This is a genomic window from Nocardia brevicatena NBRC 12119 (assembly GCF_000308495.1).
In the GTDB taxonomy this organism is placed as follows: domain Bacteria; phylum Actinomycetota; class Actinomycetes; order Mycobacteriales; family Mycobacteriaceae; genus Nocardia; species Nocardia brevicatena.
The window spans coordinates 99,840-113,288 of the sequence record NZ_BAFU01000058.1 but is presented as its reverse complement, the minus strand read 5'-3'; the positions used below and the strand labels follow the sequence as shown (position 1 = coordinate 113,288).

Genomic DNA, 13,449 nt, shown 5'->3' with positions numbered 1-13,449 from the left:
GAAACGCTGCACCCACCCGACTCGACCACACCAGTGCACTCACGCACCGCGATCGACCGGCTCATCGCCCGCCGCGACATCGCCCTGCGGGAGAAGGCACTGGGGCGGATGCTCTACGAAACCTGCGCCCGCACAGACGAACTCCTGCACATCAACATCGAAGAAGCGGCCGATACGGGTTCACCCCGCCGGGACATCGGCAGGGTCGTGGGGTCGATCCCCGTGTCCGCGCGGTGCTGGGCGCCGATCCGTTCCGTTCGGATGTGTTGATGAGCCCGGGTCTCGACGACCGGCTCTCCCGCGGCGGCTACCTCGCCGAGGCCGAAGCGCTCATGGCGGACGCAGTGGGCGCCGACAGCGCGTTCTTCTCCACCTGCGGTAGCTCACTGTCGGTGAAGGCGGCAATGCTGGCCGTGGCCGGCGGATGCGACGGCGGCCTGCTCGTACCCCGCGATAGTCACAAATCCATTGTGGCCGGACTGATCTTCTCCGGGGTGCTACCGCGCTGGATCCCGCCTCGCTGGGATGCCGAACGCCATATGTCACACCCGCCGTCACCCGACCAGGTACGTCGGGCATGGGACGAATATCCCGACGCGGCGGGCGCGCTGATCGTCAGCCCCAGTCCGTACGGCACCTGCGCGGACCTCGCCGGGATCGTCGAGGTGTGCCACGAACGGGGTAAGCCCCTGATCGTGGACGAGGCGTGGGGCGCGCATCTGCCGTTCCACGAGGGTCTGCCGACCTGGGCGATGGATGTGGGGGCCGATGTGTGCGTGGTCAGCGTGCACAAGATGGGTGCCGGCTTCGAACAGGGGTCGGTGTTCCACGTGCAAGGGGATCTGATCGATTGTGATCGACTCAGTGCCTGTGCGGATCTGCTGATGACGACCAGTCCGAGTGTGCCGATCTACGCGGCGTTGGACGGATGGCGGCGGCAGATGGTCGAACACGGTGGCAAACTGCTCGACGCCGCCCTGCGCACGGCGGATCGCGCCCGTACCGCACTGGCCGAGATCGACGGTATCGAGGTGCTCGACGATGTACTGGTCGGTGAACAGGCCTCCCACGACCTGGATCGGCTGCAGGTGCTGATGGACCTGCACGAGACCGGGGTGACGGGATACGAGGCGGCCGACTGGTTACGGCGCCGGCGTGCGATCGATATGGGACTCAGCGACCACCGCAGAATCCTGGCGACGCTGTCCCCGGCCGATGACGACGAAACCGTAGACACCCTGACCGAGGCAATGACCGCGTGGCGGGCGCAGAGCGACGGGAGCACGGCCCCGTCGAATCGGTTCCGGCGCAGGAGGCGGTGGGACGGATCGCGGCCGAACAGCTCACCCCGTATCCCCCGGGTATTCCGGTGGTCCTGCCGGGCGAGTGTATTGATACCGCCGTGGTGGAGTATCTGCGCTCGGGGGTGGCGGCGGGGATGAACGTGCCGGATGCCGCGGACGCGACCCTGGCCACTTTCAGGGTGGTCGATCGGTCCCGCTGATCCTGTTCGCCCCGCACGGCCCGAGCGGCATGACGACGGTACGAAACGGGTCGGTCCCCCATTGCCATATGGTGGGGGACCGGACCCTTATGCGATCAGCCCCGGCCGAGCCGGGTGGCGAGCAGAGCCTTGGCCTGTTCGGCCCCCTTGCGGCTCTCGGCCTGTGCGCGCCGGAAGAACTCGGCGAGTTCGTTGTCGCCCGCGCGTTCGGCGTCCTGGCAATACACCTCCATCCGCAGGGCATTGCTCATTGATGCCTCAGCAAACCAGATGAGGTCGTAGTCCTTGTCCTTGGTCCCGGTGAACTGACCGGTTTCCTGGCCCACGGCCATCACAAACCTCCTGTCCGATTGGTGACATTCGGCGCCATACCCGGTACGTGTACGCCGAAACAGTGGCCCGCGGCCGGTTCTCCCGCGGCAGCGGTTTCGAGGCCCGTCCCCGGGGTAGGCCGTAAGCAGTTCCCACCCGGAACGGGCCGGTGGACCCGTGAGGACAGGAGGTTTCGATGGTCTCGAGGGACACGATCGCCCAGCTTCGGCAGGACATCACCACGGCATCCGACGCGGGGGACGAGCCGACGGCCCGAAAGCTGCGCGCCGAACTCGAGGAGGCGCTGCGCACCGAGCGTGACGAGGACGAAACCCGCGGCGAATGACCTCCGACCGGCCTGTCGGTATCGCGCACCGAGCGCCGACGGGCCGGTACTGTTCGGTGTCCTGCGCGCCCCGGAAGTCCCGTCGATTCCGCCGCACGCCACCGGGAGCAGAGGAAGGACACGGCCGAAGCCGAACACAGGGAGCGGAGTATGGGTTTCCCCGAACAGCAGCAGAAGGTCCCCGGCCTCCAGGCGCGGATGTCGCCGAAGCCCGATTGCGGCGAACAGAGCTATCGCGGATCCGGCAAATTGACCGATAAATCCGCGGTCGTCACCGGTGCCGACAGTGGTATCGGACGGGCGGTGGCGATCGCTTTCGCCCGCGAAGGCGCCGATGTGCTGATCTCCTACCTCGCCGAGGAGGAGACCGACGCCCGGGAGGTGGCCGATCTGGTCGCCGATGCGGGGTGCAAGGCCGTCCTCGTGCCCGGTGACCTGTCCGAGCCGGGGCAGTGTCGGGCCGTCATCGACCGGGCGATCCAGGAATTCGGCAAGATCGATGTGCTGGTGAGCAACGCGGCCTACCAGATGACCCACAACACTCTGGAGGAGATCACCGACGAGGAGTTCGACTACACGTTCGATCTCAATGTCGGTGCCTATTTCCGTCTCGTCAAGGCGGCGCTACCACATATGCCGCCGGGTTCGTCGATCATCGGCAGTTCGTCGGTGAATTCCGATATGCCCGCGCCGACCCTGGCGCCGTACGCGGCGACCAAGGCGGCGATCGCGAACTTCTCCGCCAGCCTCGCCCAACTGCTGGGCGAGCGGGGTATCCGCGTGAACAGCGTTGCGCCCGGCCCCATCTGGACGCCGCTGATCCCGTCGACGATGCCGCCGGAGAAGGTCGGCGGTTTCGGCGACGATGTGCCCCTGGGCCGGGCGGGACAACCGGCGGAGCTGGCGGCGGCCTATGTGCTGCTCGCCTCCGATGAGGGCAGCTATATCTCGGGCGCCCGCCTGGCGGTCACGGGCGGCCGTCCGATCCTCTGAAGGAACCCGGCGGTGCCGGGGCGTCGGCTACGCGGACTCGCGGTCTTCCAGGCCGACCGCTTCGGTCAGTTCCTTGCGATGCCTGCCCAGTTCGGGATAGGTCTCGCCGAGTTCGTCCATGAGGTCGGCGAGCGCGTCGGCGATGGCGTTGAGTTTCTGCTGCACCGCCTCGTCATAGCGGGACTGGGTGTTCTGCAACAGAGCCACCAGCAGAAACGTCACGATGGTGGTAGCGGTGTTGATCACCAGCTGCCAGGTGTCGATGCTTGGCAGGACGAGGAATGTCGGCGCCCACACGATCACCAGGAGCACACAGAACACGAAGAACCCCGCCTTGGCTACGAAGGATCCCATGGAGGTGGCGAAGCGGTCGAAGAACGTCGGCTTGTCGGCGACGTCCGAGGGCATCGTCGGGTGACCGTGTGGAGAGTGCGGCTGTGTGCTCATCGGGATTCCTCAGGGGTCGGCGATCGACACGAAACCTTTCACGGAGTCGCGCCCGCGACGGCCTGCGGGCGGAATCGTCTCGTGCGGCGGTGCGCTCGGGGACCGAGCATGAGGCAGATACCCGCGAACCGGTACTCGAAACGATGGGGGACGATTCAGGTATGAAGAGCACGCTGATATCGGTGCGGACGGGACACAGTGACAGCGTCGTCGATATCACTCCCCAGTGTGCGGCGTTCGTGCGCGCCGCCGGCGGCGACGGACTGTTACACATCTTCGTGCCCCATGCCACCGCGGGTGTGGCGGTGATGGAACTGGGGGCGCGCAGCGACGAGGATTTGTTGGCGGCGCTGCGGGATCTGCTGCCCGCCGACGACCGGTGGCGCCATGCGCACGGTTCACGCGGCCACGGGCGCTCCCATGTGATGCCGGCGCTGATCGCGCCCTATGCGACGATCCCGGTGCTCGACGGATCGTTGGCGCTGGGCACCTGGCAGTCGATCGCGCTGGTGGACGTGAACGTCGACAATCCGGATCGACAGGTGCGACTGTCGTTTCTGACCGACACCGGTTGATCCGTGCCGCCGGTTTCGACTGCGGCCCCGGCGATTCCGGAACCGGCCGAACAGTGTGTTCCGTTGCGCGGACTACTGTCGGGGCATGACGAGCACGAACAAGGGCGAGCCATCTTTCCGTTGGGACGAGACCGCCGAGCACGACAGCGGCGCGCAGGCGCAGGACGAGTCGACACGCCTGTTGGTCGGGGTGCTCGATCTCCAGGCGCAGCTGGCGAGTATTCAGCGGATGCGCCGCTGGGGACACGACGCCCTGGCAGTCGGTTCGGGGGAGCGGGCGCTGGATGTCGGCTCCGGAACCGGCAGCGAAGTTCTCGAGTTCGCCGCGCGTGTCGGCGCCAGAGGCGAGGCGGTGGGAGTGGATCCGAACCCGGCGATGCTCGCCGTGGCGCGGGAGCGGGCCGAGGAGGCCGGGGCGAGTGCCCGTTTCGTCGAAGGCACGGCCTACCGACTGCCGTTTCCGGATGATTCCTTCGACGCGGTGCGGTGTGAGCGCGTATTCCAGCATCTCGACGATCCGGCGGCGGCGACGGCCGAGATCGCGCGGGTGCTGCGGCCGGGCGGCCGAGTACTGCTGGTCGACAGCGACTGGCGCACCTCGATCATCCACCCGGGTGATCCGGAGGTCCTCGACCGGTTGACCACGGCAATGCTGTCGGAAACCCCGAACCCCACCTCCGGGCGGCGGTTGCGGGGTCTGCTCACCGCGGCCGGGTTCGTGATCGACGATATGGGCTCGGAAGCGGTGATCTGGGACGAGTCCATCGCCCGGGTCATGGCCGCGGAGATGGGGGAGCGGGCCGTCGCGCGGGGTGTGCTCACCGAAGGGGAACGCGCCGAACTCACCGCCGACCTGGACGCGGGTATCGCCTCGGGCGATTTCCATGTCTCGGTGACCATGTTCGCGGTGCTCGCCCACCTCGGACAGGACATCGTGCGCTGACTCGCCGGCGATGGGCGGTGTCCCGCGACCCAGGGACGGTTCCGCGCGCGAAGATGGGGTATGGCCGCGAGCACCCCTGATACCAGCACCCGCCTCGACTCCCGGAACCTGCTGCGGACCTGTCCGCTGTGCGAAGCGGTCTGCGGGCTCGAGATAACCCTCGACGCCGATGACCATGTGACAGCCGTGCGCGGTGATCGCGAGGACCCGTTCAGCGCCGGGTTCATCTGCCCGAAGGGCGCGAGCCTGGGGTACCTCGACGAGGATCCCGACCGGGTGACCGAACCGCTGATCCGCAACCGTGCGACCGGCACCTGGCGCACCGCGTCCTGGGACGAGGCGTTCGAGGTGATCGCCGAGCATATCCCGGCGATCACGTCCGCCTACGGAAACCAGGCCACCGCGCTGTATCTGGGCAACCCCAACGCGCATACCGTGGCCGGCGCGTTGTATGTCCCCGCGCTGATTCGAGCGCTGGGCACCAAGAACCTGTTCTCGGCCGGAACCGCCGACCAGATGCCCAAACAGGTGGCCTGCGGACTGATGTTCGGCGACCCCCTCGCGATACCGGTACCCGATCTCGACCACACCGACTATCTGCTGATGTTGGGCGCCAATCCGCTCGAATCCAACGGTTCACTGTGTACCGCGCCGGATTTCCCGGGCCGATTGAAGGCGCTGCGCGTTCGCGGCGGGCGCCTCGTGGTGGTGGACCCACGTCGCACCCGCACCGCCGAAATCGCCGACGAACATCTGTTCATCCGCCCGGGCAGCGACGCCTACCTGCTGTTCGGGATTGTGCGCACCCTGTTCGCGGAGGGTCTGATCGATCTCCGGGTCGAGGCCACCGGACTCGACGAGCTACGCTCCGTCGCAAGCGATTTCACCCCCGAGGCGGTGGCGTGGCGAACCGGTGTGTCCGCGGAGACGGTGGTCCGGCTGGCCCGGGAACTGGCGGCGGCGCCGACCGCGGCCGTCTACGCCCGGATCGGCACCTGCACAGCCGAATTCGGCACCCTCACCCAGTGGCTGGTGGAGGTGATCAACGCCCTCACCGGCAATCTGGACTCGCCGGGCGGGGCGATGTTCGCGACCGCGGCGGCGCTGGGCATCGTGCGGACGAAACCGTTCCGCCCCGGTCGTTGGAGTGCCCGGGTTCGCGATCTGCCGGAAGCCATGGGCGAGTTGCCGGTGGCCACGCTCGCCGACGAGATCGCCACACCCGGTGAGGGACAGGTGCGTGCGCTGGTGACGGTCGCGGGCAATCCGGTGCTGTCGGCGCCCAACGGGACCCGACTCGATATCGCGTTCGCCGAACTCGAATTCATGGTGAGCGTGGACCGCTATATCAACGAGACCACCCGGCACGCCGATGTGATCCTGCCGCCGCCCCGGCCGCTGCAGTCCCCACACTACGACTTCGCGCTGCTGCAGTTCGCCGTGCGCAACTATGCGCGCTACTCCCGTCCGCTGGTGCCGCTCGGCGACCGGCCGTCGGAGTCGGTGGTGATCGCACGACTGGCGGCGGCGGTCTGCGGACAGCAGCACCGCGCCGACGACGGGTACGACCCGGTGGCGTCGTTCGACGAGGTCGTGATCGCCGGAATGCTGCACAAGGCCGGTATGGACGAGCGCCGGCACGAACTGATCGGCGAGAACAGCGCCGAACAGCGTATCGATCTGATGCTGCGCCTCGGGCCGTACGGCGAATGGAACGGGGGCACCTTGAACCTGCAGACCCTGCTGGACAATCCGCACGGTGTCGACCTCGGTCCGTTGCGACCTCGGCTGTCGGAGGTCCTGCGCACCGCGTCCGGCAGGGTGGACCTGGCGCCGCCGCTGCTGCTCGCCGACGTGGTCCGCTTGCGGGGCGCGCTGTCGGAGCCGGCCCCCGAAGTGGTACTGATCGGACGCCGTCACCTGCGGTCGAACAACAGTTGGATGCACAATGTGCCGCGGCTGGTGAGCGGAACGAACCGCTGCACCCTGCATATTCACCCCGATGATGTGGCGCGGTGGGGGCTCGGTGACCACGCGATCGTGAAATCGGCCGCCGGATCGCTCACCGTCCCACTGGAACCCACCGAGGCGATCATGCCCGGGGTGGTGAGCCTGCCGCACGGGTGGGGGCACGGTGACAGCGGGCAGCAGGTGGCGCGGGAAAACGCGGGGGTGAACGTCAATATCCTCACCGACGATTCGGTGCTGGATGTGCCGTCCGGTAACGCGGTCTTCAACGGCGTTCCCGTTTCACTCATGCCCGCGTAATCCGCGGTTACGGTGAATATGACCGGCCCGAGCGTCCGCGATATCTCGGCCGAACCGGCACGGTTCGGCCGAGACCCGGCGGCTCCGGATACTGTGGTCTCGGTGGCTCCGTTCCACCGGTGAGGGCGAGCCGGGAGCCTGGATCGCCCTCACCGGCGGCGCAGTTCGAAGATCCTGAACTCGCGCCCGCCGGCCAGTTCTTCCTCGACCCGGTAGCCGGGCCAGTATTCGACCACCCGCTCCCAGGCGCGGGCCCGGTCAAGGCCCTCGAGTTCGGTGGCGCTCACCGGGAAGGTTTCGCCGTGGAGGTGTACCAGCGCGGTCCCGGCCGCACGAAGATTGGTCGACCATGCGGGATGGTGTGGGCTACCCCAGTTGGAGCCGATGATCAGAAAGCCCTCACCGCGCGGCACACACAGCAGCGACGTCTCCCGCGGCTGCCCGGTTCTCCGATCCGCCACGGTAAGACGCAGTGACGGTAGACCGGCGAGGTCGAGCACGCCGAGTCGGTTGCCGCTGAGCGCGCGGATCAGCCGCTCGGCCGGCAAAACCAGAGGCGCCGTTCGCATTACCCATGGTTGCCTGCCGAGCCGGCGGGCCAGACGCGCCAAAGGGTTGGATAGCATCGTGCAATCGTCGCAGACATACCCTGTTGCCGGCGAGCGCCGTTTCGCCCCCGCGCTGTCGACCGCGTGACCAGGTTGTCGAAGGGTTTCACGTGAGGATGATACGGACGCACCGGGCTCGGGCGAAGCGCTTTTGCCCGGGTACGCTGCCGGCCCGAGGGTTAGAAGGTGGGCAACGGGGGAGAGGACGGGAACCGCACCGGCAGTGATGCGAGCGAACGAGCGAACGGTCCCGGCCGCCAGGTCAGCGCGTCGCGCGGCGTGGCGAGTTCCATCTCGGGCAGCGCGTCGAGGAGTTGGTCGATCGCCTCTTGGGCGATCAGGTAGGCGACGCTCCGGGCCGGACAGGCATGCGAGCCGCCACCCCATGCCAGATGTGACCGGTTGCCGATCCTGTCGCCGCCGGCGATGGCCGGGTCGTTGTTGCATGCCGCCATGCTGACGAGCACCGGCTGATGGGCGGGAAGCCAGTAGTTATCGACCAGAATCGGCTGCCGCGGATAGGACATGCAGAGGTTGGCGATGGGCGGGTTGTCGAACAGCACCTTGTCGATCGCGTCTCGGGTCGACAGGCTGCCGCCGACGACCGATCCGCCGGAACGCTCGTCATCGATCACCAGTAGCAGGGCATTGGCGATCAGATTGTGCAGCGGTTCCACCCCCGCGCCGTAGAAATCGAACAGCTGATGCAGAAGCTCGGTGTCGTCGAGCCGAGCCGGGTGCCGCGCCATCCACGAGGCCACATTGTCACCGGGATCTTCCCGGCGCAGCCGGACCAGCTCCCCCAGCGCATCCTCGATCATGCGGAACGCCTTCGCGCCGTCTTCGGCGGCGTCGCTGACCGCCGCCATTCCGGCGGCGATCCGTGCACCGAGTTCCGGTGGACAGCCGACGAGTTCGTTCAGCATCCGGAACACGATCGGGAAGACGTACTGTGCCGTCAGATCGGCCGAACCGGTTTCGCAGAAATCATTTATCAACGGCGTCGCGATCGCGGCGACCGTACTGTGGAGGGAATGCAGGTCGATACGATCGACGCTGTCGGTGTAGGCCTGGCGATACCGGCGATGTTCCGTGCCGGTGCTGCGTCGGGCGTTGGGGCACCACTCCATGACGGGCCTGATCGGCGAATCGGCCGGAATCGTCTGCTGCCAGGTACGTGGATCAGCCGGGAAATGCTCCGGATCCTGCAGAATGCGCACCGCCGTGTGGTACCCGAGCACCAGTGTCGCGGGGACGCCGGGCGCCAGCTCGATCGGCGCCATCGAACCGTATTTCGCGCGCATCTCCTGGAAGACCCGCATCGGATCGCGCGTGTATTCACCCGTGTATAACGGCACTCGTTCACCATCGGGCTCCATGCCCGGGTGATGCGCGGTCCGGGGTCCGGGGGCAGCGGAATGCTGTCCGACGGCTTCGGAAAAGGGATGCGTGGTCAAAATCTCACTCCGCCTGATGGAATCGGCACTGGGTGACGCTTGGCCCGGTCTGCAGCGATACGGTCGCGTCTGCCCGGGTCGACGCTGTGACCATAGTGTCGAAATGTTCGCCTCCTCAAGTCAGGGTCTGGGCCGATGGCGAATCGGTAGAGTGCCTGCCGGCAACTGTGTGGATCACCCCCGTTCGGGGGTAGACCCGAAATGGTGACCTGGATCACCATCTCTTCATGAGCACGCACCAGATCAGCTATAGCTCCGGCGCATGGGACGTCCCGCTGCTCGGGGATACGATCGGCGACAATTTCGATCGCACCGTGGCCGCCTTTCCCGACAACGATGCACTGGTGGACATGGCCGGCGGACGGCGGTGGACCTACCGCGCCCTCGCCGAGGAGATCGACGCACTCGCCGCGGGTCTGCTCGCCGCCGGGATCGGTAGCGGTGACCGGGTCGGTATCTGGGCGCCCAACTGCCCCGAATGGGTTTTCGTCCAGTACGCGACGGCGAAGATCGGTGCCATCCTGGTCACTGTCAATCCCGCCTACCGGGTGCACGAACTGGAGTACGTGCTCCGGCAGGCCGGTATCCGGATGGTCGTCTCGACCCGGTCGTTCAAGACTTCGGACTACGCCGCCATGCTGGAGGAGGTGCGCGGGCGGTGCCCGGCCCTGGAGCGGATCGTTTTCCTCGGCGGTGCGGATTGGTCGGCCCTGCTGTCGGCGGGCCGCGCGGCCGATCCCGCCGCCCTGGCCGCCGCGCAGGCCGAGCTTTCAGCGGACGATCCGATCAATATCCAATACACCTCAGGCACCACCGGCTTCCCCAAGGGCGCGACCCTGAGCCACCACAACATCCTCAACAACGGGTTCTTCGTCGGCGAGATCTGCGGCTACACCGATCGCGATCGCGTCTGTATTCCGGTGCCGTTCTATCACTGCTTCGGCATGGTGATGGGCAACCTGGCCTGCACGAGCCATGGCGCCACCATGGTGATCCCGGGCCCGGCGTTCGACCCCGCGGTCACGCTTGCCGCCGTGGAAGCCGAGCGGTGTACCTCGCTGTACGGTGTCCCGACCATGTTCATCGCCGAACTCGCCGACCCCGGGTTCGACGATTACCGGCTGACCACGCTGCGGACCGGGATCATGGCGGGGTCGCCGTGCCCGGTGGAGGTGATGAAGCAGGTCATCGAGCGAATGGGGATGAACGAGGTGACCATCTGCTACGGCATGACCGAGACATCACCGGTCTCGGTCATGACCAGGCCTGACGACAGCATCGTGCAGCGCACGGCGACGGTAGGTAGGGTCGGCCCGCATCTGGAGATCAAGATCATCGACCCGGATACCGGCCGCACGCTGCCGCGCGGCGAGCCCGGGGAAGTGTGCACCCGGGGTTATTCGGTCATGCTCGGCTATTGGGAGGATTCGGAGAAGACCGCGGAAGTCGTCGACGCCGCCCGCTGGATGCACACCGGCGACCTCGGTGTGATGGACGAGGACGGCTACGTGGCCATCACCGGTCGGATCAAGGACATGGTGATCCGCGGCGGCGAGAACATCTACCCCCGGGAGATCGAGGAGTTCCTCTACACCCACCCCGACATTCTCGACGCCCAGGTGATCGGTGTCCCGGACGCCGAATACGGCGAGGAGTTGATGGCCTGGATCCGGATGCGCCAGGGCGCCCCCGCGCTCGACGCCGAGTCGCTGCGCCGGTTCTGCGTGGGAAAACTGGCGCACTACAAGATTCCGCGCTACGTGTATGTGGTGGACGAATTCCCGATGACCGTCACCGGGAAGGTGCGCAAGGTGCAGATGCGGGAGCAGGCGCCGGCGCTGATCGAAAGCGGTGCCTGCGGGTGAGCGGATATGCCGCCGTGCGGTCGGGTGCGAGTCGTCACCCGAATGGCAGTAGTCGATCTGCGGATGCGTTACTCGGTGTCGGTCTCGCCGCCGTGGGTTCGGCGGCTGTTGCCCGCCGGCGCGGAGCACGTCGAGCAGTCGAACCGCTCGACGGCGGCGGCCGGGTGAGGTCGCGCATCTCAGTATCCGCCGTGAGAGATGTTGTGCAAGAATGCCTTTGCGATGGATTGCGCGAAATGGGCTCACTTGCTTGCTCGGCGTGCGACCACAACCGGCCGATGATACGTCCGCTCATACCGAGTCCCGTGAGATTGAGTTCTGTGGGGGATAGGGGAGTATCCGCCGGAAATCCGGCGCCGAGCCGTTGGCTCGCCGAATGGTGGTGGGCTGTGTTCTTACGCCGGCCGAGCATTTGCTGGGCAGCACTGCTGCTCGGGGAACACATCGGCCGGCTCACGTTCGCGGGTGGGCTCATGGTTATCGCCTGCGCGAGTGGTGCGGTTCGCACCCGGCTCGATCTCGCCAAAGCCGGTGCGGAGGAATGATGAGGCGCAGTCGGGCCGTACACGGCTCGGAAGGTTTTCTGCGAGCGCCAACCGGGGCGAATCGGACACGTTTCGGGGGTCTCGCGTAACCTCTCGCGACCGCCGTTCACGAGGCGCCGGGTCTGCGACATGTCGGTGCCGACGCCGAACGCTACGGCATACGTCGGTGGGCGTATTCGTTGCGCTTGTCTCTCCGCGCGACCCGTCCCGTATAGCCGACGAATCCGAATGCCGCGAATTCGCGGCCGATTACGGGCTCGCGATGGCGGGCTCGTTTACGGACACACCTCCGGGTACCGCCGGCCGTGCGTTCCACACGCTGGTCGACGCCCGTTCGGTCGGATCGGCTGTCACCGGAACTATGGCGCTGCCCGCCCGCAGCGTCGAGAGGAGGGGACGGTACTCGTGTCGGGCTTCAGGACCCGCCGCTATCGGCGGGCGGCTTGGTTCACGCGGGTGAGGACGGTGTGTAGCTCCTCGAGGTCGTCGAGGCCGACGCCCAGTCGTTCGACCACCGCCGGCGGGATCTTCTCGGCCTCGGCGCGCAGGGCCCGACCGGTGGGTGTGAGGTCGATGACCAGGTTGCGTTCGTCGCGGGGGTCTCGAGTGCGGGTGATGTAGTCCAATGCCTCGAGTCGCTTGAGCAGAGGGGACAGGGTCGGCGAATCCAGCTGCAGCAGTTCGCCGATTTCTTTCACCGACAGCGGTGCGTCACTCCACAACGTGAGCATCACCAGATATTGGGGGTGGGTGAGTTTCAGCGGCTCCAGCAAGGGGCGGTAGATGGCCAGCACGGCGCGGTTGGCCAGCGCCAGCGCGAAACACACCTGCCGATCCAGCCGCAGGGGATCGTCCGTCGCGGTATCCATGTGCACACTCCTCACAGGCGTCAACCGGATGCCACGGTAATGGTTCGCGCCCTGGCCAAGTGTTCGTCGGGGCGTTTGTGAGCTCTCGGTCCGGGCCGGTTGCGTGACAATAGTTAGTGTACGATACGTTAGTGTGCAACTAAAAGAGGCCGGTGATGCTGCCGATCGCCTGTCCCGGGACGGCGAGGACCGAGGGGAGCCGATGATGGGTTCTCGAACGAAACCGACAGTCATTCAACGGATCCGCTACATCTGCGGCGCAACACTGCCGCCCGAGATGGCGGACTGGGTGATCCACGACCTCACCGGGCCGGGAGCGACCCGCCGCTACCTGGCGCGCTTCTTGATACCGGTCATTCTGCCGCTGTGCCTGTTTCTGCTGCTGCCGGGCCCGTTGTGGATGCAACTGTCCATGATGGGGTTGCTGTATCTGCCGTTGGTCTACTTCACCATCGCGCTGATATACGTCTACCGGCGCCATCGCCTGGTCAAACACGGCCTCGATCCCGCGCTCGCGGACGCGGAGGAACGTCGGCGCGACGCCGAGGAACGCCTGGCGTACGAACGTCGACACGGCAGGGCGTAGACCCTTCGACCGAGCGTCCGCGGTATCGGTGGATGCAGCCGGTATATGAGATTCGTTCCGCCCGGCACTTCTGCGCGAATCGCGCCCGGGACGGCCGGGTCGGCGACGGTCCGACCCAACACGTCCTCCGG

The 13,449-nt window shown here is 66.8% G+C and carries 13 protein-coding genes and 1 pseudogene; 9 read left to right on the top strand and 5 right to left on the bottom strand.

Features of this window, described 5'->3' with window-relative positions:
• Positions 1-122 precede the first annotated feature (122 nt).
• A pseudogene (locus tag ON20_RS15060) lies at positions 123-1,504 on the top strand (aminotransferase class I/II-fold pyridoxal phosphate-dependent enzyme).
• Positions 1,505-1,599: 95 nt separating this feature from the next.
• Here ON20_RS15060 and ON20_RS15055 read toward each other — a convergent pair.
• Positions 1,600-1,836, bottom strand: a complete 237-nt coding sequence (locus tag ON20_RS15055; protein ID WP_040836162.1) for a hypothetical protein — start codon at positions 1,834-1,836, stop codon at positions 1,600-1,602.
• Positions 1,837-2,012: 176 nt separating this feature from the next.
• Between ON20_RS15055 and ON20_RS36460 the strand changes: the two genes are divergently transcribed.
• Together ON20_RS36460 and ON20_RS15050 are read left to right on the top strand one after the other, a co-directional pair.
• Positions 2,013-2,162 carry a hypothetical protein gene (locus ON20_RS36460; RefSeq protein ID WP_157228862.1) on the top strand — a complete coding sequence of 50 codons (150 nt, stop codon included), beginning with the start codon at positions 2,013-2,015 and terminating at the stop codon, positions 2,160-2,162.
• A gap of 150 nt (positions 2,163-2,312) precedes the next feature.
• Positions 2,313-3,155 carry an SDR family oxidoreductase gene (locus ON20_RS15050; RefSeq protein WP_040836161.1) on the top strand — a complete coding sequence of 281 codons (843 nt, stop codon included), beginning with the start codon at positions 2,313-2,315 and terminating at the stop codon, positions 3,153-3,155.
• A 27-nt stretch (positions 3,156-3,182) separates the two neighbouring features.
• Here the strand turns inward: ON20_RS15050 and ON20_RS15045 are convergent, their stop codons facing one another.
• On the bottom strand, positions 3,183-3,602 hold the full coding sequence (locus ON20_RS15045) for a low affinity iron permease family protein (RefSeq protein WP_051162509.1): 420 nt from the start codon (positions 3,600-3,602) through the stop codon (positions 3,183-3,185).
• A gap of 161 nt (positions 3,603-3,763) precedes the next feature.
• Here ON20_RS15045 and ON20_RS15040 point away from each other — a divergent pair, with 161 nt between their 5' ends.
• From ON20_RS15040 to ON20_RS15030, 3 genes are all read left to right on the top strand, one after another.
• Positions 3,764-4,177 carry a secondary thiamine-phosphate synthase enzyme YjbQ gene (locus tag ON20_RS15040; RefSeq protein WP_040836265.1) on the top strand — a complete coding sequence of 138 codons (414 nt, stop codon included), beginning with the start codon at positions 3,764-3,766 and terminating at the stop codon, positions 4,175-4,177.
• An 85-nt stretch (positions 4,178-4,262) separates the two neighbouring features.
• Positions 4,263-5,120, top strand: coding sequence for a methyltransferase domain-containing protein (locus ON20_RS15035; RefSeq protein WP_083864931.1), 858 nt, complete (start codon positions 4,263-4,265; stop codon positions 5,118-5,120).
• A gap of 60 nt (positions 5,121-5,180) precedes the next feature.
• Positions 5,181-7,388 carry a molybdopterin oxidoreductase family protein gene (locus ON20_RS15030; RefSeq protein WP_051162508.1) on the top strand — a complete coding sequence of 736 codons (2,208 nt, stop codon included), beginning with the start codon at positions 5,181-5,183 and terminating at the stop codon, positions 7,386-7,388.
• A 149-nt stretch (positions 7,389-7,537) separates the two neighbouring features.
• Here ON20_RS15030 and ON20_RS15025 read toward each other — a convergent pair whose 3' ends face one another.
• A complete protein-coding gene (locus ON20_RS15025) occupies positions 7,538-8,014 on the bottom strand; it encodes a nitroreductase family deazaflavin-dependent oxidoreductase (protein ID WP_040836160.1) in 477 nt (158 codons plus the stop codon).
• Positions 8,015-8,175: 161 nt separating this feature from the next.
• On the bottom strand, positions 8,176-9,354 hold the full coding sequence (locus tag ON20_RS15020; protein WP_306306851.1) for a cytochrome P450 family protein: 1,179 nt from the start codon (positions 9,352-9,354) through the stop codon (positions 8,176-8,178).
• Between the two features lie 326 nt (positions 9,355-9,680).
• On the opposite strand from ON20_RS15020, the gene ON20_RS15015 reads away from it, so the two are divergent.
• Entirely contained in the window at positions 9,681-11,318 is a 1,638-nt protein-coding gene (locus tag ON20_RS15015; RefSeq protein WP_040836158.1) for an AMP-binding protein, read from the top strand.
• 42 nt (positions 11,319-11,360) lie between these two features.
• Positions 11,361-11,486, top strand: a complete 126-nt coding sequence (locus tag ON20_RS39905; RefSeq protein ID WP_281032876.1) for a hypothetical protein — start codon at positions 11,361-11,363, stop codon at positions 11,484-11,486.
• A gap of 805 nt (positions 11,487-12,291) precedes the next feature.
• Here the strand turns inward: ON20_RS39905 and ON20_RS15010 are convergent.
• Positions 12,292-12,732, bottom strand: a complete 441-nt coding sequence (locus tag ON20_RS15010) for a MarR family winged helix-turn-helix transcriptional regulator (RefSeq protein ID WP_040836157.1) — start codon at positions 12,730-12,732, stop codon at positions 12,292-12,294.
• 205 nt (positions 12,733-12,937) lie between these two features.
• Here ON20_RS15010 and ON20_RS15005 point away from each other — a divergent pair, with 205 nt between their 5' ends.
• Positions 12,938-13,318 (top strand): DUF5313 family protein, encoded by a 381-nt coding sequence (locus ON20_RS15005; RefSeq protein ID WP_040836156.1) that lies wholly within the window; start codon positions 12,938-12,940, stop codon positions 13,316-13,318.
• Positions 13,319-13,449 lie beyond the last annotated feature (131 nt).